Below are 21,418 nucleotides of genomic sequence, written 5' to 3'. Positions count from 1 at the left end.
TCAAGGGCCGCGCGCAACCGCTCCGGCAGACCATCCCGATCAGCGGTACAACGCCGCGACTCCCGGCAGGGTCTTCCCCTCCATCCACTCCAGAAACGCACCGCCCGCCGTTGACACGAAGGTGAAATCGTCGGCCACACCCGCATGATTCAGCGCCGCCACCGTATCGCCGCCACCCGCGACCGATACCAGCGACCCATCCTTGGTCAGCGCCGCCGCGGTCTTCGCCAGCGCGACCGTCGCGGTATCGAACGGCGGCGTCTCGAACGCACCGAGCGGCCCGTTCCACACCAGAGTCCTGCAATTCTTCAGCACGTCGCCCAGCGCCTCGACCGCCGCCGGCCCCACGTCGAGGATCATCTCGTCCGCCGCCACCTCGTGCACATTGACCGTGCGAGTTTCGGGATTCGCGCGGAATTCCTTGGCGACGACGACGTCGTACGGCAGGTGCACGGTGCAGTTCGCCTTGTCCGCCGCCGTCATGATCTCCTCGCACGTCGCCGCCAGTTCATGCTCGCACAGCGACTTGCCGACATCGACGCCGCGCGCCGCGAGGAAGGTGTTCGCCATGCCGCCGCCGATGATGAGGTGATCGACGCGCGTGACGAGATGCTTCAGCACGTCGAGCTTGCTCGATACCTTCGCACCGCCGACGACGGCTGCGACCGGGTGGTCGGGGTTACCCAGCGCCTTCTCCAGCGCGTCGAGTTCCGCTTCCATCGCCCGCCCGGCATAGGCCGGCAGGACCTTCGCAAGACCCTCGGTCGACGCATGCGCGCGGTGCGCGGCGGAGAAGGCGTCGTTGACGTAGACATCACCGAGCCGGCCGAACCGCTCGACCACCGCCGGATCGTTCTTCTCTTCGCCACCGAAAAAGCGCGTATTCTCCAGCACGGCGATATCGCCGGCCCGCAGCGTCGCGACCGCTTCGTCCGCACCCTCCCAGTCGATGTAGCGGACATCGCGGCCCAGAACCGCCGAATAGGGCCGCACGACCATCGCTAGCGACATGTCTGCGCTCGGCACGCCCTTGGGCCGCCCGAAATGCGCCAGCACCAGCACGATGGCCCCGCGATCGGCCAGTTCGGTCACGGTCGCCAGCGTTGCGCGCAACCGCGTGTCGTCGGTCACCTGACCGTTCGCCATCGGTACGTTCAGGTCTTCGCGCACCAGCACGCGCCGGCCCTGAACATCGCCCAAATCGTCCAGCGTTTTGAATGGCTTGCTCATGATTCCTCGATCCTGATGAGATCACCGACGGCAATCCTGCCGCCGGCCAGAACACGCGTACACGCACCCCCGCGCCAGTCCGGCGTCAGTGCGGCGCGAAGCCCGGGGGCCAGCACTTCCATCCGCTCGCACGGGTCCGTCTCACGCGTGATTTCCAGCACCACGTCCGCGCCGATCGCCAGCCGGATCCCCGGCGTCTGCGGCAGGTCCAGCCCCTCGACCAGCAGGTTCGCGCGCCGTTCGAACCACGGGATCGTGCGACCGACTTCCGTCATCGCGCGATCCCAGTCGCCCGCCTCCATCAACGTCACCTGACGCCGGCCCAGCCCGCCGGGCTTGCGCGCACCCCGGAAATCGCCAGCAATACCCCCGTCGAGCGAGACCTCGGCATGGTCGATGCTTTCCATCGGCCCCTTGGGTCGCCCGTGCCGCGCGATGCCGGCGATCCGGCCACTCACCTCAGATGAACCGCGCCATCGCCGTCGCGGTGTCGACCATGCGGTTGGAGAAGCCCCATTCGTTGTCGTACCAGCTGACGACACGCACCAGCTTGCCGTCGATGACCGCCGTCTCCAGGCTGTCGACCGTCGACGACTGCGGCGTGTGCATCAGGTCGATCGAAACCAGCGGCTCGTCCGAATAGACCAGCACACCCTTTAGCGGGCCCGATTCCGATGCCGCCTTCAGGATCGCGTTCACCTCGTCGCGCGTCGTGTCGCGGGCGGGGGTGAAGGTCAGGTCGACCAGGCTGACGTCCGGCACCGGCACGCGGATCGCGGAGCCGTCCAGCTTGCCCTTCAGTTCGGGCAGCACCTCGCCCACCGCGCGCGCCGCGCCGGTCGTGGTCGGGATCATGCTCATCGCCGCGGCGCGTGCCCGGCGCAGGTCCGGGTGGATCTGGTCGAGGATCTTCTGATCGTTGGTATAGGCGTGGACCGTGGTCATCAGCCCGCGCTCGATCCCGATCGCATCGTTCAGCACCTTGGCGACGGGGGCGAGGCAGTTGGTCGTGCAGCTGGCGTTCGACACGATCGTGTGCTCGGCGGTCAGCTTGTCGTCGTTGACGCCGAACACGACGGTCAGGTCGACGCCCTTGCCCGGGGCGGAGATCAGCACCTTCTTCGCGCCCGCATCGATATGCTTCTGGCACGACGCCTTGTCGGTGAAGAAGCCGGTGCACTCCAGCACCAGATCGACGCCCAGCTCGGCATGCGGCAGGTTCGCGGGATCGCGCTCGGCGGTCACGCGGATGCGCTTGCCGTCGATGACGATGTCGTCGCCGTCCGCCGAAACCTCGCCCGGATAGCGGCCGTGGACGCTGTCGCGGCTGAACAGCCAGGCGTTCGACTTCGCGTCCGCCAGATCGTTGATCGCCACCAGCTCCAGATCGCCCGCGCCGCGCTCCATGATCGCCCGCGCGACGAGGCGACCGATACGCCCGAACCCGTTGATCGCAACCTTCACCGTCATCGCACCTGCTCCTTGGATGGTGGCCGCGCAGCCCGACCATGAACGGGCAGACCGGGGCCTGACGTAATAGCCTGAAACGCGGCTGGAGAACTTGCGGCGAGCCTTTGCGGGTGCAGGCCAGCGGCGTCAACCGCCACGGTGCTTCTCCTCGCTGCGCCGGTCCGCCCGCGAGCTCCGGTGAACCGCCTTGCCGCGCCCACGGGGTAAGCCTAATCGACCGGATATGAGTGACAATCCTTCCGATACGGCCGCAGAGCGGATCGATCGTGCGATCGCCCGTATCGAAGCGGCGGTCGCCGCGCGCGCCGCCAGCGGCGATGCCCTGTCCCGCCGCCACGCCGCCCTGAAGGCGCGGATGGCGGAGGCGGTCGCCGCGCTCGACGACGTGATCGCGCGCGGGGCGGTGCGCTGACATGGCGAACGTAACGCTCAACATCGGCGGTCGTCCGCACCAGATCGCCACCCGCGACGGCGGCGAGGCGCGCGTCCAGATGCTCGGCCGCATGATCGACGAACGCTGGGCCGCTGCCGACCGCGCTTCCGGCGGCAGCGCCGAACGCGCGTTCCTGCTCGTATCGCTGATGCTCGCCGACGCGCTCGACGAGTCGCAGAACCGCCCCCCCGCCGGCGCCGCGGTCAGCGAACCCGCCCTGCTGCGGATCGCCGACCGACTCGAAGACCTGGCCGACGCGCTGGAACAGTCGCCGAAGATCGGGTAACCGGGTTCTAGGGCCAGACTGCTAATTCAACTCGCAAGGCAAGCCACACCCGCTCCCCCGCGAAGGCGGGGGCCAGCGCCTTCCTGCTGCATCCGACGCCCCGCCTCTCATACCACCCCGGCGAAGGCCGGGGTCCAGGTCCGGCCAACGCAGTGAGTCTCAGGCGCTGAGCAGCAACTGGACCCCGGCCTTCGCCGGGATGGCGCGCGGGTTCGGAAACAATCGACCCACGCAGACCCCATTGCCGCCACCCGACCCACACCCTAAATAGTGCGCGGCGGGTTCTGCCCGGTACGAGCTCATATTATCCCTGAGGCTATTCATCATCCATAGGGAACTGTCCCTGCCCGGACCCTGGTCCGACGTATATGGTTCCCACCTGACGTACCGTGCGTCAGTGGATAAACCGGCACACGGCCACGGCGGTCCCGCCACCCCGCCCCGTTCTGAATGAGCGACAAGCGCGCGATCCGCGCCGACCTGCGCGCCCGTCGCGCCGCTGCGCCGCGCACGCCGCTCCCCGTCCCCGCCGCCTTTCGCGAGCGGCTGCAACCCGGCCTGATCGTCGCGAGCTATGTGCCCGTCGGCAGCGAGGTCGACCCCGCGCCCTTCGCCACGGCCGCCACGCAAATCGGATGCGTGCTCGCATTGCCGCATGTCGTCGATCGCGCCACGCCGCTCCGGTTCCTGGCATGGGATGTGGAGGCTGCTTTGGCCGACGGTCCGTTCGGCCTTTCGCAGCCGCCCTCACACGCGCGCGACCTGGCCCCCGACATCATCCTGACGCCGCTGGTCGGCTTCGATCGCCACGGCAATCGCATCGGTCAGGGTGCCGGCCATTACGACCGCGCCTTCGCCGCCTATCCGAACGCGTGGCGCGTGGGGCTGGCGCTGGCCGTGCAGGAGGTGGATAGGCTGGTGCCCGACCCGTGGGACGTTCCGCTCCACGCCATCGCCACCGACACCGAATGGATCGTGACCGCCCCATGACCCCAAGCTGGCGCAAACCCGCAGGCATCTTCGCCATCCTCGCCCTGATCGCGGTCTGGGCGATCGTCGTGGCCAGCTTCTCGCAGACGGTCGGCGCGTGGCACTGGACGCTGCAACTGGCGTTCTACGTCTTCACCGGCATCGTCTGGATCGCACCGATGAAGCCGCTGCTGCTGTGGATGGAAACCGGCCGCTGGCGATGACGCTGTCCTACAGCCGACGGGCCGTGGCATAGGGAAGCATCGGAGGAAAAGCGATCGCGACGAAACGCCGCATTGGCCTAACCTTCCAGTCGCCCTGATAGGCTATCCAGCGGAAACCGCTTCATTTTTACGCCATCCACACAAGGGGAATGGCGCGAGTGACGGGGCTCGAACCCGCGACCTCCGGCGTGACAGGCCGGCGCTCTAACCAACTGAGCTACACCCGCTTGGAAGCGAGGCCGGCCAACTAGGCGGGGGGCCCCACCCTGTCAACGACCTTTTTGACGAATTCGCGTCACGCCTCCCGATCGGCGCCTTTTCGGCGCCCGCGACGCTGCTGCACCAGCGTGCCGTGTTCGAACAGGAAACCGGCGATATCGGGCTTGCCCGCGGCCTGCAGCACGGTCTGGATGATGATGAGCAGCGGCACCGCCAGCAGCGCGCCCAGCGTGCCCCACACCCACCCCCAGAAGCTCAGGGAGATCAGGATCAGCAGCGGGCTGATCGTCAGGCGGTGACCGACGACGAACGGCGTGATCGCGTTCGCCTCCACCAGATGCAGCCCGTACATCAGGGCGGGCGGCAGCAGTGCCATCCAGATGTCGGAGAAGGTCATCAGCCCGCCCAGCGCCAGCAGGAACGCGCCGATTACCGGCCCGAAATAGGGGATGTAGTTCAGCAGTGCGACGATCCCGCCCCACATCGCCGGATAGGGCATGCCGATGAAGTACAGCGCCAGCCCGGTGACGATCCCCAGCACCACGTTGATCGCGGTGATCGTGCCCAGATAGGCGGACACGTCGTCGACCACGTCCTGAATGACCCGCGCGGTCGCCATCGCCCCGTCGAAGCTGGTCCGCCCGGTGATCGTCTTCTGCCGCATCCGCGTCCAGCCGGACAGGAAGAAGAAGATGATCAGGACCGCGAACAGGAACTGGACGATGACCGCGGGGGCGGATGTCGCCGCCAGCTCCAGAATAGAGCTGGGCGGCGCGACGGCGGCGGTTGGGGACCGCTTCACCGGCGTCGACGCGATCTGCCTCAGCGTCTTGTTCACATAGGATTCGAGGTTCGAATAGAGGTCGAACAACGGCTGCAAATTGTCCTGGATCCGGTCAAGCCGTGTCGGCAGCAGCCGGAAAAAGTCGGTCGCCGGCACCACGATCGCCGCGATCGCGACGTTGGCGGCGATCAGGAACAGCAGCAGGCAGATGATCGCCGCGATCGGCGACGGCACCCTTCTCCGCTCCAGCCACTCCAGCAGCGGCACCAGCGCCACGGCGATCACGAGCGCGGTGGTCAGCGGTAGGAAGAACTCCGCCCCTTCCTTCAGGGCGAAGGGCAGCGCGAAGGCCAGTCCCGCTCCCGCCGTCAGCGTCAACGCGGCGAGCAGCCGGTCGCGCCGCATCGCGATGCGCAGCGCATCGTCAGCGCCCACCCCGGCGGGGATGCCCATCATGTCGTCGGGCACCATGTCGGAAGGGTCGAGGTCAGGGAGGTCTTCGCGATCGGCCATCCCGCCACTCTACGCGGTTTCCAGGCCTCCGCCATCGACGATATGACTAGGTCCAGAGGCTTTGGGTCCAGAGGCTTTGGGTCCAGAGGCTTTGGGTCCAGAGGCTTTGGGTCCAGAGGCTTTGGGTTCAGAGGCTTGGGGTTCCGGGGCTCGGGCGGCGCTCCGCATCAGCATCGCCAGCATCCACCCCGCCGCAACGATGACGAACGGCATCGCCGGATAGTGATAGCGCGTCTGCCCCGTGAAGCCGAACGCGGTCAGCGTCGCGAAGGCCGGCATCGCCCCCATCAGCAGCATCGGCGCATCCCGCGCCCGCCACCGCGCCCGCAGTGCCACCACGAAAGCTATCACCGCCAACGCGAGCATCGCCATGTACAGCGCCTGATCGGCCGCCCGCACCAGCGTCAACGTGCGGCCAGCTTGCGGGTAGCTGGCGTCGAGGTTCCAGAACGCATCGCCGTCCTTGGCCCATAACAGCGCGATCTTGGTCGGGCCGAGCGCCACCCAAGCGGCGGGATGCGCGACGATCCACTCCTTCGCCGCCCTCTTGAACCGCCGGTCCAGTTCCACCTGTCGGGCGACGCGCTCACCGTAGGGAATGCCGACGACGCGGTCCCATTCCGGCGTCCGCTCCCACGCATACCAGCCCCCGGTCGCATGCGGGTTCGCGCCATAATAGAGCGACACGCCGCCATTGGCGGACACCGGCACGACCGCTCCCAACGCACGGTAGTTGCGGACCGTCCACGGCAGCACCACCACCGCCATCGCCACATGCACGATCACCGCCGCCTTCAGCGCGTCGCGCCAGCGATAGTCGCGCCAGACGATCGTCATCGCGATCAGCAGCCCGGCCGGAAACATCAGCATCTGCGCCCGCATCAGCGTGGCGACGCCGAACAACAGCCCAGCCGCGACCAGCGCGAGGCCGCGCCGTCGTCCTCCGACCAGCAGCGCGAACGCCGCCATCGTCACCGCCGTCGACGTCGCCTCCGACGTGGTCGTGCCGGTATAGACGATCGCCGCGGGATAGATCGCGTAGAGCAGCCCCGCGACGCGGGCACCCGCCTCGTCCGCCCCGACCAGCCGTACACACCGCAGCACCAGCGCCAGGATCGCCGCCGCCGCGATCAGGTTCAGCGCGATCGGCCCCGCCAGCGACGGCCCGCACAGCCACAGGCTCGCCGCGAGCAGCGCCGGGTAGCCGACGGGCCAGAACGCGGTCGGATGCCCTGCCTCCTGATACCCCATCCCGCGCGCCATCTCGGCGGCGCGAACCAGATACCATTCGCCGTCCGACGACGGCACCTGCGGAAACGCCAGCACGAACGCGAGCCTGAGCCCGACGGCCAGCAACAACAGCGCCGGCACGACCCAGCGCGCCATCAACAGCCGTTCCAGTCGTGCAGCGATCATCGTCATCGACCGCGACCCAGCCACGGCCTTTAACGCTGCGCCACCCACGAAGGCGGTTAACGCCCACCGCATCCGCCGATTGCTCGGGCAACACGGTTAACCGTTGCTCACCATGTCCCCCGCCGGGACGAAAGCGCCGGTCAGACGGCGAACAGCGCCTTCAGCTCGGACTTCATGATCTTGCCATTGGCGTTGCGGGGCAGCGTGTCGGCGACGAAGCGGATTGCCACCGGCACCTTGAACCCGGCGAGTCGCGCCCGCACCCACTCCTGCAACTCCGCCTCGCTCGCTTCGCACCCGGGGCAGAGGTGGACCACCGCCGCCGGCTCCTCCCCCAGCGTCCGGTGGGGGATACCGACCAGCGCGCAGTCGGTGACGGCGGGATGCGCGTACAGGACGTTCTCGACCTCGATCGAATAGATGTTCTCGCCGCCGCGGATGACCATGTCCTTGGCGCGGTCGACGATGAACAGGAAACCCTCCTCGTCCACCCGCGCCAGATCGCCCGTTCGCACCCACCCGTCGACGAAGGTCGCGGCGCTGTCCTCCGGCCGGTTCCAGTAGCCGCGCGCGATCATCGGCCCGCGCGCCCATAGCTCCCCGATCGTGCCGACCGGCAGCTCGGTGACCCCGTCCTCCGCGACGATCTTCAAATCCGCGACGGCGACGGGCGGCCCGGCGCTGTCCGGCCGCATCAGATAGTCCTCGCCGCTATGATGCGTCAGCGTCGCGCACGTCTCCGTCATGCCCCATCCATTGCCGGGCAGCGCGCCGAGTTCCTCGTGGATGCGCTTGACGAGTTCGGGCGCGGACGGCGCGCCGCCATAGGCGATCGATTCGAGGGACGACAGATCGTACCGGCCCCGGTCGGGATGCTCCAGCAACTGCCACGCGATCGTCGGCACCCCGCCGGTGATGTTCACGCGTTCGCGCTCGATGATCTCGAACGCGCGGATGGTGTCCCATTTGCGCATGAAGATCATCGTGCTCCCCGTCGCGATCGCCGGCATCAGCGCCGCCGAACAGGCGGTGACGTGGAATAGCGGGATCACCGTCAGCAGCACTCGGGGGCTCGGCGGCGCCGGCGTTTCCCCCCGCCGCAGCGCGCTGCGTGCCGAGGAATAACCGTTCGACAGCACGTTGCTCATCAGGTTGCGATGCGTGACCAGCGCCCCCTTTGGCGCGCCCGTCGTACCGCTGGTGTAGAAGATCGCCGCGTCGTCCTCCGGTACCACTGCGACATCGGGCAGCGGCGCATCCGGCAACCGCGCCCAGTCATGCGGCGTCCCGATCGCATCCTCCAGCCGATCCGCAATGCCGTCCAGCGGCGTCGAGGCGCGCGAGACCAGCACATGCTCCATCGCCGGAGCCGCCGAATAACGCTCCGCCAGCCGCGCATGCCGTTCGTCGTCGACGATCATCACCCTCACGCCGGAATCGGTCAGCCCGTATTCCAGCTCCGCCCCCGTCCACCACGCGTTGAGCGGGACCGCGATCGCGCCCAGTGCGGTGATCGCGAAGAACGCCACCGGCCATTCCGGCAGGTTCCGCATCGCCAGCGCGACGCGGTCGCCGCGCCCGACACCCAGTCCCGCCAGATGCGCGGCCAGCGCCGCCACCGCCCGGTGGTTGGCCTCGTACGTCACCCGCTCGTCCTCGTGAATCACGAACAGCTGATCGCCCGCCGCGCGCGACGCGCCGATGAACCACGGCAGCGACGGCGGCGCATTCTTCCAGATGCGCGTCGGCACACCGCGGATCGCCACTTCGTCCATCTCGAACGGCGCACCCGGCGCGGTCAGCAGCGCCTTCGCCTGCGCCAAGGGCATGGCGGGCCAGTTCGGGTCGACGGAAATGGTCGGCTGACTGGCCATGCAACACGTCCTTCATCACTGACTCGAATATCGGGTCCGGCGGTTTAGGATTGATTCACGCGTCGCTCAAGGCGATAGAGCGGGGAACGATTAGAATTCAGGGTATGGCGAAACGATGACACGCCGGCCCATCCACAGGAGACGTGCATGACCTCGCCCATTCGTACCGAGCGCCACGACGACATCCTCGTCATCATCTCGGACAATCCGCCCGTGAACGCGCTGGGTGCGGCGGTACGGACGGGTCTGGAGGGCGCGATCAAGCAGGGCGTCGCCGATGCCTCGATCGCCGCGATGGTCATACGCTGCGACGGCCGCACCTTCTTCGCGGGCGCCGACATCACCGAATTCGGCAAGCCCCCGGTCGAACCGCTGTTGCCGACGCTGGTCGACATGATCGAGGCGTCGTCCAAGCCCGTCGTCGCCGCGATCCACGGCACCGCGCTCGGCGGCGGGTGCGAGGTCGCGATCGGCTGTCACTACCGGATCGCCGTTCCCTCCGCGAAGCTCGGCACGCCCGAGGTGAAGCTGGGCCTGCTCCCCGGTGCGGGCGGCACGCAGCGGCTGCCGCGCCTCGCCGGCGTCGCACTGGCGCTGGAACTGACCGCCAAGGGCGATCCGATCCCGGCGAAGAAGGCACTCGACGCCGGCCTGATCGACCGGCTCGCGGGCGAGGACTCGCTGGAGGCGGATGCGATCGCCTTCGCCAACGAGGTCAAGGCGAAGCGCCCGATCCCCCGCGCGTCGGAGCGCGAGGTCGCCGCCGACGCCGACGCCGTCGCCACCTTCAGGAAGGACAATGCCCGCCGCTTCCGCGGCTTCGAGGCGCCCGCCGCCAATATCGCCTGCGTCGAGAAGGCGACGACCTCCTCCTTCGCCGACGGCATCGCCTTCGAACGGCAGGAATTCATGCGCCTGATGATGGGCGTCCAGTCGGCCGCGCAACGCCACATCTTCTTTGCCGAGCGTCAGGCGTCGAAGATCGACGACGTGCCGGCCGACATCCCGCTGCGGCCGATCGCCCGCGTCGGCGTGATCGGGGCCGGCACGATGGGCGGCGGCATTTCGATGAACTTCCTGTCCGCCGGCATCCCGGTAACGATCGTCGAGATGCAGGCCGAGGCGCTCGACCGCGGCACCGGCACGATGCGCAGGAATTACGAGGCGACCGCCGCCAAGGGCCGCATGAAGCCCGAACAGGTCGAAGCTGCGATGGCCGCGCTGAAGCCGACGCTCGACTTCGCCGATCTGGCCGAATGCGACCTCATCATCGAGGCGGTCTACGAGAATATGGACGTGAAGAAGGAGATCTTCACGAAGCTGGACGGCATCGCCAAGCCCGGCGCGATCCTCGCGTCGAACACCTCCTATCTCGATATCGACGAAATTGCCGCCGTCACCTCGCGTCCGCAGGACGTGGTCGGGATGCACTTCTTCTCCCCCGCCAACGTCATGAAACTGCTCGAGGTCGTGCGCGGCGAAAAGACTGCGGGCGATGTCCTCGCGACCGTCATGGCGCTCGCCAAGAAAATTCGGAAGGTCGCGGTCGTCGCCGGCGTCACCTATGGTTTCATCGGCAATCGCATGCTGATGCCGCGTCAGGTGGAGGCGACCAAGCTGCTGCTCGAAGGCGCGACGCCCGAGCAGATCGACCGCGTCCACGTCGCGTTCGGCATGCCGATGGGGCCGTTCCAGATGGCCGACCTCGCCGGCGTCGACATCGGCTGGCACCGCGACCCGACCCGGATCGAGAACATCCGCGACGCGCTCGCCGCCGAGAACCGCTGGGGTCAAAAGACCAAGGCGGGCTTCTACGACTATGACGAGAAGCGCACCCCCTCGAACAGCGCCCGCGTCGCCGAGATCATCGACGACTTCCGCAAGCGCGAGGGCGTCACCCCGCGTGAGATCACTGAGGACGAGATCGTCGCCCGCACCCTCTACACGATGGTCAACGAAGGCGCGCTGATCCTGGAGGAAGGCAAGGCGCAGCGGGCATCCGACATCGATGTCGTCTGGATCTACGGCTATGGCTGGCCCGTATACCGCGGCGGTCCGATGTTCTGGGCGCAGTCCGAAGGCTTGGCAAAGGTCGTCGCCGGGCTGGAGCAATACGGCTTCCCCGTCGCCCGGTCGCTGAAGGACGCGGCGTCATCGGGTGGACGGCTGAAGTAACTGCAATCCTCCACTGCAAGGGGAGGTGGCGGGCCGCAGGCCTGACGGAGGGGTGATGCGCCAACGAGAGCGCTCAACCCCTCCACCAGCTTCGCTGGTCCCCTCCCCTTGCAGGGGAGGCTCAAGAAAGAGGACATCATGACCGACCTCGACACCTTCCGCACCGACACCCGCGCCTGGCTGGAGGCGAACTGCCCGCCAGAGATGCGCAAGCCCGTGCGCTCGGAAGCGGACGTGTGCTGGGGCGGTCGCCGCTTCGAACCCTCCTGCCCCGAGCAGAAACAGTGGCTCGACACGATGGCCGCGCGCGGCTGGACCGTGCCCGACTGGCCGAAGGAATACGGCGGCGGCGGGCTTTCTCCGGCCGAAACCAAGGTCCTGCGCGAGGAGATGAAAGCGATCGGCGCCCGGTCGCCGCTCAACAGCTTCGGCATCTCGATGCTCGGGCCGGCGCTTCTGAAATACGGCACGGAGGAGCAGAAGCTTGATCATCTGTCGAAGATCGCCCGCGGCGAGATCCGCTGGTGCCAGGGCTATTCCGAACCCAACGCCGGCTCCGACCTCGCCAGCCTCGCGACCAGTGCGGAGGATGGCGGCGACCATTATATCGTCAACGGGCAAAAGGTCTGGACCAGCTATGCCGACAAGGCCGACTGGATATTCTGCCTCGTCCGCACCGACAAAACGTCGAAGCAGGGCGGCATCAGCTTCGTGCTGTTCGACATGGAGTCGCCCGGCGTCTCCACCAGGCCGATCTTGCTCATCAGCGGCTATTCGCCCTTCTGCGAGACGTTCTTCGATGATGTGAAGGTACCCAAGGCCAATCGCATCCACGACGAGAACAAGGGCTGGGACGTCGCCAAATACCTGCTCGGCCACGAGCGTGAGATGATATCCGGCATGGGTCTCGGCGAGGGCAAGGACCTGCTGGTCGCGGGCGCGCTCGCGACGATCGGCACCGACGAACAGGGCCGGCTCGCGGACCCGCTGCTCCGCGCCCAGATCGCGCAGTTCCAGGTCCGCGCGAAGGCTTTCGCGGCGATGTCGGAGCGCTTCATCGACGAACTCAAGGCCGGCCGCGCCCACCCCGCCCAGCCGTCGATGATGAAATATTACGGGACCGAGCTGAACAAGGATCGCCACGAATTGCAGATGGCGGGCGGCGGCTCCGACGCGCTGGAGTGGGAGAGCGACGCCGGCCGCACCGGTGCCCTGCCCCGCGCATGGCTCCGCACCAAGGCGAACTCGATCGAAGGCGGCACGTCGGAGATCCAGCTCAACATCATCGCCAAGCGGATCCTGGATCTACCGTCCTAACCGAGAATCTCTCTCCCTTTGGGAGAGGGAAGGAGCCGCGCAGCGCGGTGGAAGGGTGAGGGTCACCGACAGCGTTCGCGCCCTGCCCTCACCCCGACCCTCTCCCGATGGGAGAGGGAGAAGGAGATATCGATGCCCCTCTACCTCACCGAAGACCAGACGACGCTTCAGGATACGATCCGCGAATTCGTCGCCGACGCCGCGCCCGTCTCGCACCTGCGTGCGCTCCGCGATGCCGACGATCCCATCGGCTTCTCCCGCGACCTGTGGAGGCAGTTCGCGGAGATGGGCTTCACCGGCATCCTGATCGGCGAAGATCAGGGCGGCCTCGGCATGGGCCATGTCGAGGCGGGCGTCGTGCTGGAGGAGATCGGCCGCAACCTGTCACCCTCCCCCTTCCTCACCACCGCCGTCGCCGCGGTCGAGGCGCTGCGCGGCACGGCGCAGGCCGACCGCTGGTTTCCCGGCATCGTTGCGGGCGAGACCGTCGCCGCGCTGGCGACCGACGAAGCCGCCAAGCACCGCGACCGCATCGACCTCAAGGCCGAGCGCGCGGGTAACGGCTTCCGGCTGACCGGCCGCAAGCAGTTCGTGACGCACGCGCACGTCGCCGACCTGCTGATCGTCGCCGCCCGCACTGCCGGGAGTGCGAGCGACCGCGACGGCCTCACGCTGTTCGCCGTCCCGCGCGACGCCGCGAAGCTCGACATCCGGCCCGAACGCCTCGCCGACTCCAGCATCGCCGCGCACCTCCACTTCGACGGCGTGGAGGTCGATGCCGACGCCGTGATCGGAGAGGTCGACGCCGGCCGCGCGCCGCTCGATCACCTGCTGCGTGCCGGCCGCACCGGCGCCTCCGCCGAACTGCTCGGCGTCGGCGGCGGTGCGATGGACATGACCGTCGGCTACCTCAAGCAGCGCAAGCAATTCGGCGTCACGATCGGCAGCTTCCAGGCGCTCCAGCACCGCGCCGCGCATCTCTACAGCGAAATGGAGGTCGCCCGCGCCGCCGTGCTCCGCGCGCAGCAGCTGCTCGACGCCGGCAGCGACCGGGCCGACGAAGCCGTCTCCGTCGCCAAGGCGATGACGGCGATGGCCACGACACTCAGCGTCAACGAAGGCGTGCAGATGCACGGTGGCATCGGCATGACCGATGAATACGATATCGGCTTCTTCATGAAGCGCGCCCGCGTTCTGGCGGAGTTGTGGGGCGACGCCAACTTCCACGCCGACCGGCTGGCGCTCGCCGCGGGCTATTGATCCGGCGCGGCGGGGCGGCGAAGGGAGGCACATGGACCTGAACACCCCTCACGACGCCACGCCGGACGAACTCGCCGCCGCGCTCGTCCAGCTCCTCGACGTCGAACAGATCGACGTTGACCTGTTCCGCGGCGCACGCCAGCCTGGCGGCGAGGGGCGCGTCTTCGGCGGTCAGGTGATCGCGCAGGCGCTTCAGGCAGCGCAAAGGTCGACCGACGGCGAGAAAGTGGCGCATTCGCTCCACGCCTATTTCATGCGCCCAGGCGACGAGAACTTCCCGATCGTCTTCCGCATCGTCCGCGACTTCGAAGGCCGCAGCTTCGCCACCCGCCGCGTGATCGCGATGCAGCGCGGGCAGCCGATCCTCAACATGGCCTGCTCGTTCCAGTTACCCGAGGACGGCTTTACGCATCAGGACCCGATGCCCGACGTGCCGCCGCCGGAGGGGCTCGCCAGCGAGCACGACCTGCGCCACGCGCTCGCCGCCGAGGTGCCGGAGAAATACCACCGCGTCCTGCTGCGCCCGCGCCCGATCGAGATGCGGCCGGTATCGGAACGCAGCAGCGTCCGGCCCGTGCCCGGCCCGCCGATCCAGCACGTCTGGTTCCGCCTCGCCGCGCCGATCGGTGACGATCCCGCCATGCACCGCGCGGTGCTGGCCTATGCCTCCGATATGCGGCTGCTCGGCACCGCGATGGTACCGCACGGCGTCGCTTGGCTGACGCCGGGCATGCAGGTCGCCAGCCTCGATCATGCGATCTGGCTGCACGAGCCATTCCGCGCCGATGACTGGCTGTTGTACACGATGGATAGTCCGTGGGCCGGCCACGCCCGTGGCCTCAACCGTGGTCGGATCTTCACGCGCGACGGTCGCCTCGTCGCCAGCACCGCGCAGGAAGGGCTGATGCGGCAACGAGGATGACGTTCGCGCCAGGCCTGCCGTCGTCCATTAGGTGCCCAGCATCGCCCGGGCTGTTCGTGTCGCGTCACGCGTCCGCGCGGCCAGCGTCTTGACCTCGCTCGCCACCACCGAAAAGCCCCGCCCGGCATCCCCCGCCCGTGCCGCCTCGATCGTCGCGTTCAGCGCCAGCAGGTTGGTCTGCGCGGCAATCCCCGCAATGACGTCGACCACGTCGCCCAGCCGGTCGAGAACCGACTCCATCTCGCTCCGGCGATCCTCCGCGTCGCGACGGAAACGCTGGCTTTCATCGAGACGGCCACCAATCTGCTCTTCCATCCGCACCTGCGCCGTGATGTCGGAGGCGAACTTCACGACCTTGTACGGCTTGCCGCCTGCATCGAGGATCGGCGTGTAGATCGCCTGTACCCAGCGCGATGTCCCGTCCGAGGCAATGCGATGGAACCGTCCTGCCGCGAACTCGCCCGCGCGCAGTCGCGCCCATAGCGCAGCATATTCGGCAGAAGCGATATGGTCCGCATCGCAGAACATACGGTGCGAACCGCCGATCACGGCGTCCCGACGATAGCGGAACAGCGCCAGGAATATATCGTTGGCGGCGAGAATTTGTCGGTCCATGTCGAACTCGATCACTGCCTGCGATCGGTCGATCGCCGCACAGCGTGCATTCGCCTCGGCATCCGCCACGTGTCGCGCCGTGACGTCGCTCGCCACCTTCAGGACGCCGGTCGCGGCTCCCCGTGCGTCCAGCATCGGTGTGTAGGACGCCTGCAACCACACCGGGCTGCCATCGGCGGCGATGCGTCGATACTCGCCGATATCGTTGCGCCCGCTGCCCAGTCGTTGCCAGAACGCCGCATACGCCGACGAGCGTCCATAATCGGGATCGCACAAAATGCGGTGATGCTGCCCCACCAGCGCTTCCAGACTGTAGCCGACCGTATTCAGGAAGCCCTGGTTCGCCCAGCGGATGTGGCCGTCCAATGCGAACTCGATCAACAATTGCGACCGGTTCATCGCCTTCCAGTGACTCGCCTCCCGGGTGGCTTGGCTGATATCGATCGGCAGCGGTTGCATTCTCCGTAGCTAATCGCGATTCGGTTAAAGTCGGGTAACCCTAAGCGGCTGTCTTTCCATAATCTTGTCGCGTGACGGGGTGGCTGGACGACAGGCCGCCATCCACCGCCAGCGCCTGCCCGTTGACGTAGCTGGCCTCGTCGGACGCCAGAAACAGCGCCGCCCGCGCCAGCTCTTCCGGCTGCGCGCCGCGATGCAGCGGGTTGAGGCGACCGACCCGTTCGATCTTGCCGGCATCGCGCGCAAAATCGAACACTGGCTTGGTCATGCCGGTTTCGGTCAGACCCGGGCAGATCGCGTTGACGCGCACGTTCGATCCCGACAACTGCTGCGCCGCCACCTGCGCCAGATTGATGACCCCCGCTTTCGACGCGGAATAGGCCGGCGATCCCGCGCCGGAACGCAGGCCGGCGACGCTGGCGGTCAGCACGATCGCCCCGCCGCCCCGCTCGACGATGCGCGGTGCGGCATGCTTGATCGCCAGGAACGGCCCGATCAGGTTCACACGCAGCACCTCCGCGATCAGCTCCGCACTGGTATCGAAGATGTTCGCCATCCCGCCGGAAATGCCTGCATTGGCGAACATCACGTCCAGGCCACCATGCGTTTCGCACGCCAGCGCGACCGTGCGGATCACGTCTTCTTCCGACCCAGCATCCATACGGACCGCACGCGCCGCCCCGCCGATCATCGCCGCGGTCTCGTCCGCCCCCTCCGTCCGGTCCGCGACGATCACGCTTGCCCCCTCTTCGGCAAAGGCGATCGCAGCGGCGCGGCCGATGCCCGATCCGCCACCCGTGACGATCACCGACTTGCCCTCGAACCGCATCATGCCACCGCTCCGCCGTCGACTACGATCGTCTGACCGGTCATGAACCGGCTAGCCGGCCCGGCGAGGTAAACGATCGCGCCGGCGATATCCTCCGGCTCGCCGATCCGGCGCAGCGGTACCGTGTCGTTCACCGCCTTCAGCCGCGCCGGGTCCTCCCACAACGCCCGCGCGAAGTCGGTCTTCACCAGCCCCGGTGCGACGCAGTTGACGCGCACGCCGTCCGGCCCGAATTCCAGCGCCAGATTGCGCGCAAGCTGCATGTCCGCCGCCTTGCTGATGCAATAGGCTCCGATCGTCGCCGATCCTTTCAGCCCACCGATCGACGACACGATGACGATCGATCCCTCGCCCCGCGCCCGCATCGCCGGGGCGACCATCTGGATCAGCCAGTGGTTGGAGACGATGTTGTTGTCGAGCACCTTGCGGAACTGCTCGTCGCTGATCCCCTCCTGCGGCCCGTAATAGGGGTTGGACGCCGCGTTGCAGACCAGCACGTCGACCTGCCCGAACGCGGCGATCGTCGCATCGACCAGCGCCTGCAATCCCGCCTTGTCCGCGATGCTTGCCGCGACGGCGATGGCGCGACCGGGGCCATGTTCGGCCTCGATTTCGGCGACCACGGCGTCGCACGCGTCCTGCTTGCGGCTGGAGATCACGACGCACGCGCCGGCCCGTACCAGTTCCAGCGCGGCGGCCTTGCCGATCCCCCGCGACGAGCCGGTGACGATCGCCACCCGCCCGGCCATGTCGAACAACGCGCTCATGCCCTTACTCCCTGTCCCATGGCGTTCTCGGCAAAGCCCCACGCCGCATCCGCCAGCCCGTAGACGCGCGCCGCCGTCTCCTCCGCCTTCGCGCTCGACGCGTTGCCGTCGATGATCCGCCGCTTGATGCCCTGAACGATGCCGGTCAGCCGGAAGAGGTTGTAGGCGAAATACCAGTCGAGTTGCGGCACCCCGTCACGGCCGGTGGCGGCGCAATAGCGGGCCACCACCTCCTCGATCGTCGGGATACCAGTCTCCGCGCCGGCAAGTCCCTTGACGCCCGAACGCCCCTCCGGCTCCGTCACCCAATTCATCAGGAAGTACGAGAAGTCCGCCAGCGGATCGCCCAGCGTCGACAACTCCCAATCCAGCACCGAGATAACGAGCGGCTGTTGGTCTGCGAAAATCATGTTGTCGACGCGGTAATCGCCGTGGACGATGGAGGTTCGCGTCTGCTCCGGCAGCGTCTGCGGCAGCCACTCGATCAGCTTCTCGACGCTTGGCATGTGCTCGGTCTCGGCAGCACGATACTGCTTGGTCCAGCGCGCGACCTGCCGCTCAAAATAATTGCCCGGCTTGCCATAGTCGCCGAGCCCCGCCGCCGCGAAGTCGGTCGCATGCAGAGCCGCCAGCGTGTCGACCATCGCATCGTAATGCGCGCAGCGCTCGGAGGGAGACAGGAGCGGCATCGCACCGTCCCAGATTGTCCGCCCCTCCACCATCTCCATCACGTAGAAAGCGGAGCCGATGACCGTCGAGTCCTCACACAGGCCATGCGGCTTCGGCACGGGAAAGCCGGTGGGGTGCAGACCGGCGATCACCCGGTACTCCCGCTCGACGGCATGAGCCGACGGCAGGATCGGCCCAAACGGCTTACGCCGCAACACATAGGCGCGATGCGGGGTGTCGAGGCGATAGGTCGGGTTCGACTGTCCCCCGGCGAACTTCGCATAGCTCAACGGCCCGGTAAAACCTTCGACATTGGCCGTCATCCAATCCGCCAGCCGGTCGAGATCGATCCGATCCTTCGCCGCGACGTCGACCGTTCCCTCCATCCCGGTCACGCGAACACCACCACGCTGCGCGTCGCTTCACCCCGCCGCAGTTCGTCGAACGCGTCGTTGATCCGCTCCAGCGGCAACCGCTCGGCGATGATCGAGTCCAGATCGAGCAGCCCGCGCAGGTAGAAATCCACCAGTCGCGGAATGTCCACCGGGAACCGGTTGCCGCCCATGAACCCGCCCTGCAACCGCTTGCCCGACAACAAGTCTATCGCCGACAGGCCCACGCTCTCCTCCGGCGGCAACATGCCCAGCACGGTGGCCGTTCCTCCGCGCCGCAGGACCTTGACCGCCGTCGCCGCCGATTGCGGTCGCCCGACCGCCTCGATCGCGTGGTGGACGCCGCCGCGGCTGATCTCCACCACCTCGTCCGCCACTGTTGCCGACAGCGCGTCCAGCGTATGCGTCGCCCCCAGTCTCTCCGCGAGCGACCGCTTCTCCGCAACCGGGTCGAGCGCGATGATCTTGCCAGCGCCCGCGATCCGCGCCGCATTGACCGCCGCCAGCCCGATCCCGCCGCATCCGACCACGCACACCGTCTCTCCCGGCGTCACGTCTGCGCAATTGAATACCGCCCCTGCCCCCGTCGTCACTGCACACCCCAGCAACGCCGCGCGGTCCAGCGGCATATCGCGATCGATCGCGACACAGGCATGTTCGTGCACCAGCATCTGTTCGGCATAAGCCGACAGGTTCAGCATCTGCGCGATCGGCCGATCGCCCAGCATCAGCCGGGCCTCCGCACCTTTCGGCCGCTTCACGGACGCGTCGATGCACAGCGACAGGCGGCCCGTGACGCAAAACTCGCACTGGCCACAGAAGGCGGACAGGCAGGTGACGACGTGGTCGCCGACCCTCACCGATCGTACCTCGTCCCCCACCGCCTCGACCACGCCCGCAGCCTCGTGCCCCGGAATGGTGGGGAAGCGATGCGGGTAGAGGCCATCGACGAAGTGCAGATCGGATCGACATACGCCCACCGCATGCGTGCGGATCAGCACCTCGTGCGCAAGCGGCTTCGCGACCGTGACGTCCTCGATGACCAGCGGCGTCTTCGCCTCGAACAGGACCGCGGCTTTCATGCTGTGTTACTCCGGTTCACTGGACGTGTGTCATGCAGATCCATCATCCGCCGATCCGTCACCCCAGCGAAAGCTGGGGTCTTCTTGCGGGGAAGGCTGACCGCTCCTCAAGGAGACCCCAGCTTTCGCTGGGGTGACGGCTAGCGGATCGAAGCGGCTTGATGTCACGGTTTCTGGCCGAGCAGATACCTCGCGCCGCCAACCTCACCGCGGCGCAACCTCGGCCTTCCAGTCGGCATGCTTCCCGAACTCAGCGCGGGCGATCGACCGGTTGTGGACTTCGTCCGGCCCATCCGCAAAGCGCAGCGTCCGCATCGCGGCCCAGTCGTGCGCAAGATCGAAATCGCCGCTGACGCCGCCGCCGCCGTGCGCCTGGATCGCATCGTCCAGGATCTGCAACGCCATCGTCGGCGCCGCGACCTTGATCATCGCGATCTCCAGTTGCGCCGCCTTGTTGCCCGCCTTGTCCATCATGTCGGCCGCCTTCAGGCATAGCAGGCGCGTCATCTCGATATCGATCCGCGCCTTGGCGATCCGCTGCTCCCACACCGAGTGGTCGGCGATGCGCTTGCCGAACGCGACGCGGCTCAGCAGCCGCTTCGCCATGGCTTCGATCGCGGTTTCGGCGACGCCGATCGTCCGCATGCAGTGATGGATGCGTCCCGGCCCCAGCCGCCCCTGTGCGATCTCGAAGCCGCGCCCCTCGCCCAGCAGCACGTTCTCCACCGGCACGCGCACATCGACCAGCGACACCTCGCCATGCCCGTGCGGTGCGTGGTCATAGCCATAGACCGACAGCATCCGCTCGATGGACACGCCCGGCGTGTCCATGTCGAGGATCAGCATCGATTGCTGCTGGTGGCGCGACCCTTCGAAGCTGGTCTTGCCCATCAGGATCGCGACCTTGCAGCGCGGGTCGCCCACGCCGGACGACCACCATTTGCGCCCGTTCACGACATAATGGTCGCCGTCGCGCACCATCGCCGTCTGGATGTTCGTCGCGTCGGACGATGCGACCTGCGGCTCCGTCATCAGGAAGGCGGAGCGGATCTCGCCGTTCATCAGCGGCCGGAGCCAGCGATCCTTCTGATCGGCCGTGCCGTACCGCTCGAACACCTCCATATTGCCCGTGTCCGGCGCGGAGCAGTTGAAGCACTCGCTGGCCCAGCCGATCTTGCCCATCTCCTCGGCACACAGGGCATACTCCAGGTTCGACAGCTGCGTGCCCTGGAAGTCGAAGCTGTCATCGACATGCGCCCGCCCGGAACGCGGTGGCATGAAGAAATTCCACAACCCCGCCGCCTTCGCCTTCGCCTTGACCTCCTCGATCACCGGCAGCACTTTCCAGCGCTCACCCTCATGGGCTTGCTGCTGATATTCGGCGTGGCGGGGGCGGATCTCGGCGTCGATGAACGCCTTCACCCGATCCCGGAACCAGGTCTCGCGCTCGGTTAGCGTGAAGTCCATCGCATGCCTCTCCTAAGGTCGTGTTGCGCTTCGACTTAGGCCATAC

General features: G+C 67.4%; 20 protein-coding genes and 1 tRNA gene. 8 read left to right on the top strand and 13 right to left on the bottom strand.

The window, feature by feature from the left end:
• Window positions 1–39 precede the first annotated feature (39 nt).
• Genes AC0CH8_RS14670 through gap form a run of 3 tightly spaced genes read right to left on the bottom strand, consistent with a single transcriptional unit; the run spans window position 40 to window position 2,700 of the window.
• On the bottom strand, window positions 40–1,230 hold the full coding sequence (locus tag AC0CH8_RS14670; RefSeq protein WP_465240541.1) for a phosphoglycerate kinase: 1,191 nt from the start codon (window positions 1,228–1,230) through the stop codon (window positions 40–42).
• The gene (locus AC0CH8_RS14665) at window positions 1,227–1,637 is read right to left on the bottom strand and encodes an MOSC domain-containing protein (RefSeq protein ID WP_465240540.1); all 411 of its coding nucleotides are present in this window, start codon (window positions 1,635–1,637) and stop codon (window positions 1,227–1,229) included. Before AC0CH8_RS14665 ends, AC0CH8_RS14670 begins: the two co-directional genes overlap by 4 nt.
• Before the next feature lie 52 nt (window positions 1,638–1,689).
• Window positions 1,690–2,700: a type I glyceraldehyde-3-phosphate dehydrogenase gene (gap, locus tag AC0CH8_RS14660; RefSeq protein ID WP_204193756.1), complete on the bottom strand. Its 1,011-nt coding sequence runs from the start codon at window positions 2,698–2,700 to the stop codon at window positions 1,690–1,692.
• Window positions 2,701–2,923: 223 nt separating this feature from the next.
• Here gap and AC0CH8_RS14655 point away from each other — a divergent pair, with 223 nt between their 5' ends.
• From AC0CH8_RS14655 to AC0CH8_RS14640, 4 genes are all read left to right on the top strand, one after another.
• Window positions 2,924–3,112: a hypothetical protein gene (locus AC0CH8_RS14655; protein ID WP_204193758.1), complete on the top strand. Its 189-nt coding sequence runs from the start codon at window positions 2,924–2,926 to the stop codon at window positions 3,110–3,112.
• Between the two features lies 1 nt (window position 3,113).
• On the top strand, window positions 3,114–3,419 hold the full coding sequence (locus AC0CH8_RS14650) for a cell division protein ZapA (RefSeq protein WP_204193760.1): 306 nt from the start codon (window positions 3,114–3,116) through the stop codon (window positions 3,417–3,419).
• A gap of 450 nt (window positions 3,420–3,869) precedes the next feature.
• A complete protein-coding gene (locus tag AC0CH8_RS14645) occupies window positions 3,870–4,409 on the top strand; it encodes a 5-formyltetrahydrofolate cyclo-ligase (protein WP_204193761.1) in 540 nt (179 codons plus the stop codon).
• Window positions 4,406–4,612 (top strand): DUF2842 domain-containing protein, encoded by a 207-nt coding sequence (locus tag AC0CH8_RS14640; protein ID WP_465240539.1) that lies wholly within the window; start codon window positions 4,406–4,408, stop codon window positions 4,610–4,612. Before AC0CH8_RS14645 ends, AC0CH8_RS14640 begins: the two co-directional genes overlap by 4 nt.
• Window positions 4,613–4,762: 150 nt before the next feature.
• Here the strand turns inward: AC0CH8_RS14640 and AC0CH8_RS14635 are convergent.
• The 4 genes from AC0CH8_RS14635 to AC0CH8_RS14620 form a co-directional block, all read right to left on the bottom strand.
• A tRNA-Asp gene (locus AC0CH8_RS14635) sits at window positions 4,763–4,839 on the bottom strand.
• Window positions 4,840–4,907: 68 nt separating this feature from the next.
• Window positions 4,908–6,086, bottom strand: coding sequence for an AI-2E family transporter (locus AC0CH8_RS14630; RefSeq protein ID WP_465240637.1), 1,179 nt, complete (start codon window positions 6,084–6,086; stop codon window positions 4,908–4,910).
• 51 nt (window positions 6,087–6,137) lie between these two features.
• Window positions 6,138–7,550, bottom strand: a complete 1,413-nt coding sequence (locus tag AC0CH8_RS14625; RefSeq protein ID WP_465240538.1) for a hypothetical protein — start codon at window positions 7,548–7,550, stop codon at window positions 6,138–6,140.
• Between the two features lie 134 nt (window positions 7,551–7,684).
• A complete protein-coding gene (locus tag AC0CH8_RS14620) occupies window positions 7,685–9,418 on the bottom strand; it encodes a class I adenylate-forming enzyme family protein (RefSeq protein ID WP_465240537.1) in 1,734 nt (577 codons plus the stop codon).
• A gap of 147 nt (window positions 9,419–9,565) precedes the next feature.
• On the opposite strand from AC0CH8_RS14620, the gene AC0CH8_RS14615 reads away from it, so the two are divergent.
• The 4 genes from AC0CH8_RS14615 to AC0CH8_RS14600 all read left to right on the top strand — a co-directional run bounded on the left by AC0CH8_RS14615 (window position 9,566) and on the right by AC0CH8_RS14600 (window position 15,092).
• The gene (locus tag AC0CH8_RS14615) at window positions 9,566–11,593 is read left to right on the top strand and encodes a 3-hydroxyacyl-CoA dehydrogenase NAD-binding domain-containing protein (RefSeq protein WP_465240536.1); all 2,028 of its coding nucleotides are present in this window, start codon (window positions 9,566–9,568) and stop codon (window positions 11,591–11,593) included.
• Window positions 11,594–11,728: 135 nt separating this feature from the next.
• Window positions 11,729–12,910 (top strand): acyl-CoA dehydrogenase family protein, encoded by a 1,182-nt coding sequence (locus AC0CH8_RS14610; RefSeq protein WP_465240636.1) that lies wholly within the window; start codon window positions 11,729–11,731, stop codon window positions 12,908–12,910.
• A gap of 132 nt (window positions 12,911–13,042) precedes the next feature.
• Window positions 13,043–14,170: an acyl-CoA dehydrogenase family protein gene (locus AC0CH8_RS14605; protein ID WP_465240535.1), complete on the top strand. Its 1,128-nt coding sequence runs from the start codon at window positions 13,043–13,045 to the stop codon at window positions 14,168–14,170.
• Window positions 14,171–14,201: 31 nt separating this feature from the next.
• On the top strand, window positions 14,202–15,092 hold the full coding sequence (locus AC0CH8_RS14600) for an acyl-CoA thioesterase (RefSeq protein WP_465240534.1): 891 nt from the start codon (window positions 14,202–14,204) through the stop codon (window positions 15,090–15,092).
• 27 nt (window positions 15,093–15,119) lie between these two features.
• Here the strand turns inward: AC0CH8_RS14600 and AC0CH8_RS14595 are convergent, their stop codons facing one another.
• From AC0CH8_RS14595 to AC0CH8_RS14570, 6 genes are all read right to left on the bottom strand, one after another.
• Window positions 15,120–16,166 (bottom strand): methyl-accepting chemotaxis protein, encoded by a 1,047-nt coding sequence (locus AC0CH8_RS14595; protein WP_465240533.1) that lies wholly within the window; start codon window positions 16,164–16,166, stop codon window positions 15,120–15,122.
• 40 nt (window positions 16,167–16,206) lie between these two features.
• A complete protein-coding gene (locus AC0CH8_RS14590) occupies window positions 16,207–16,998 on the bottom strand; it encodes an SDR family NAD(P)-dependent oxidoreductase (RefSeq protein ID WP_465240532.1) in 792 nt (263 codons plus the stop codon).
• Entirely contained in the window at window positions 16,995–17,762 is a 768-nt protein-coding gene (locus tag AC0CH8_RS14585; RefSeq protein ID WP_204193780.1) for an SDR family NAD(P)-dependent oxidoreductase, read from the bottom strand. Before AC0CH8_RS14585 ends, AC0CH8_RS14590 begins: the two co-directional genes overlap by 4 nt.
• A complete protein-coding gene (locus AC0CH8_RS14580) occupies window positions 17,759–18,817 on the bottom strand; it encodes a phosphotransferase family protein (RefSeq protein ID WP_465240635.1) in 1,059 nt (352 codons plus the stop codon). The genes AC0CH8_RS14585 and AC0CH8_RS14580 overlap by 4 nt, the downstream gene beginning before the upstream one ends.
• A 5-nt stretch (window positions 18,818–18,822) precedes the next feature.
• Window positions 18,823–19,905 (bottom strand): Zn-dependent alcohol dehydrogenase, encoded by a 1,083-nt coding sequence (locus AC0CH8_RS14575; RefSeq protein WP_465240531.1) that lies wholly within the window; start codon window positions 19,903–19,905, stop codon window positions 18,823–18,825.
• A gap of 204 nt (window positions 19,906–20,109) precedes the next feature.
• Window positions 20,110–21,372 carry an acyl-CoA dehydrogenase family protein gene (locus AC0CH8_RS14570; protein ID WP_465240530.1) on the bottom strand — a complete coding sequence of 421 codons (1,263 nt, stop codon included), beginning with the start codon at window positions 21,370–21,372 and terminating at the stop codon, window positions 20,110–20,112.
• Between the last annotated feature and the right edge of the window lie 46 nt (window positions 21,373–21,418).

Source organism: Sphingomonas sp. AC435, assembly GCF_979253005.1.
The sequence above is the reverse complement of the archived record's forward strand: the minus strand, read 5'-3'. Positions and strand labels throughout refer to the sequence as shown.

Bases quoted from the DNA above. Each gene is read 5' to 3' on its own strand.
- AC0CH8_RS14670 (WP_465240541.1), bottom strand. From the start codon at position 1,230: ATGAGCAAGCCATTCAAAACGCTGGACGATTTGGGCGATGTTCAGGGC.
- AC0CH8_RS14665 (WP_465240540.1), bottom strand. From the start codon at position 1,637: ATGGAAAGCATCGACCATGCCGAGGTCTCGCTCGACGGGGGTATTGCT.
- gap (WP_204193756.1), bottom strand. From the start codon at position 2,700: ATGACGGTGAAGGTTGCGATCAACGGGTTCGGGCGTATCGGTCGCCTC.
- AC0CH8_RS14655 (WP_204193758.1), top strand. From the start codon at position 2,924: ATGAGTGACAATCCTTCCGATACGGCCGCAGAGCGGATCGATCGTGCG.
- AC0CH8_RS14650 (WP_204193760.1), top strand. From the start codon at position 3,114: ATGGCGAACGTAACGCTCAACATCGGCGGTCGTCCGCACCAGATCGCC.
- AC0CH8_RS14645 (WP_204193761.1), top strand. From the start codon at position 3,870: ATGAGCGACAAGCGCGCGATCCGCGCCGACCTGCGCGCCCGTCGCGCC.
- AC0CH8_RS14640 (WP_465240539.1), top strand. From the start codon at position 4,406: ATGACCCCAAGCTGGCGCAAACCCGCAGGCATCTTCGCCATCCTCGCC.
- AC0CH8_RS14630 (WP_465240637.1), bottom strand. From the start codon at position 6,086: ATGGTGCCCGACGACATGATGGGCATCCCCGCCGGGGTGGGCGCTGAC.
- AC0CH8_RS14625 (WP_465240538.1), bottom strand. From the start codon at position 7,550: ATGACGATGATCGCTGCACGACTGGAACGGCTGTTGATGGCGCGCTGG.
- AC0CH8_RS14620 (WP_465240537.1), bottom strand. From the start codon at position 9,418: ATGGCCAGTCAGCCGACCATTTCCGTCGACCCGAACTGGCCCGCCATG.
- AC0CH8_RS14615 (WP_465240536.1), top strand. From the start codon at position 9,566: ATGACCTCGCCCATTCGTACCGAGCGCCACGACGACATCCTCGTCATC.
- AC0CH8_RS14605 (WP_465240535.1), top strand. From the start codon at position 13,043: ATGCCCCTCTACCTCACCGAAGACCAGACGACGCTTCAGGATACGATC.
- AC0CH8_RS14600 (WP_465240534.1), top strand. From the start codon at position 14,202: ATGGACCTGAACACCCCTCACGACGCCACGCCGGACGAACTCGCCGCC.
- AC0CH8_RS14595 (WP_465240533.1), bottom strand. From the start codon at position 16,166: ATGCAACCGCTGCCGATCGATATCAGCCAAGCCACCCGGGAGGCGAGT.
- AC0CH8_RS14590 (WP_465240532.1), bottom strand. From the start codon at position 16,998: ATGATGCGGTTCGAGGGCAAGTCGGTGATCGTCACGGGTGGCGGATCG.
- AC0CH8_RS14585 (WP_204193780.1), bottom strand. From the start codon at position 17,762: ATGAGCGCGTTGTTCGACATGGCCGGGCGGGTGGCGATCGTCACCGGC.
- AC0CH8_RS14580 (WP_465240635.1), bottom strand. From the start codon at position 18,817: ATGGAGGGAACGGTCGACGTCGCGGCGAAGGATCGGATCGATCTCGAC.
- AC0CH8_RS14575 (WP_465240531.1), bottom strand. From the start codon at position 19,905: ATGAAAGCCGCGGTCCTGTTCGAGGCGAAGACGCCGCTGGTCATCGAG.
- AC0CH8_RS14570 (WP_465240530.1), bottom strand. From the start codon at position 21,372: ATGGACTTCACGCTAACCGAGCGCGAGACCTGGTTCCGGGATCGGGTG.